This window comes from Promicromonospora kroppenstedtii DSM 19349 (assembly GCF_000515355.1).
In the GTDB taxonomy this organism is placed as follows: Bacteria; Actinomycetota; Actinomycetes; order Actinomycetales; family Cellulomonadaceae; genus Promicromonospora; species Promicromonospora kroppenstedtii.
The window spans coordinates 12576-13091 of the sequence record NZ_KI911737.1 but is presented as its reverse complement, the minus strand read 5'-3'; the positions used below and the strand labels follow the sequence as shown (position 1 = coordinate 13091).

Genomic DNA, 516 nt, shown 5'->3' with positions numbered 1-516 from the left:
GGGTGCCAGGCGGCCGCGCGCAGCGCGTCGTACGCCGGGAGCTCCGCCGCGCGCACCGCCGATTCGCCGCGCCACCCGGTGTCCACGGGCCCCGGCTCGACGAGCGTCACGTGGATGCCGAACCCCGCCACCTCCTGGGCCAGCGACTCCGACAGCCCTTCGAGCGCCCACTTCGAGGCGCTGTACCCACCCAGCCCCGGCCAGGCCGCGACACCGCTGGAGCTGGACACCTGCACGATGTGCCCCGCGCCCTGGGCGCGCAGGACCGGGAGCGCCGCCTGGGTCACGTGCGGCACGCCGAAGAGGTTGACGTCGAGCTGCGCCCGGAGCTGCTCGGGCGTGATCTCCTCGACGGTGCCGAACAGCCCGTAGCCCGCGTTGTTCACCACGACGTCGATGCGGCCCAGCTCATCGGCCGCCGTCCGCACGGCCGCCCGGGCCTGGTCCGGGTCGGTCACATCCAGCCGCAGCGGCAGGACGGCGTCGCCGTGCTCGGCCACGAGCTCGTCGAGGACC

Annotated in this window: 1 protein-coding gene; it reads right to left on the bottom strand. The window is 75.2% G+C overall.

The window, feature by feature from the left end:
• On the bottom strand, positions 1–516 hold a 516-nt coding region (locus PROKR_RS35890; protein ID WP_169736521.1), incomplete at both ends, for an SDR family NAD(P)-dependent oxidoreductase.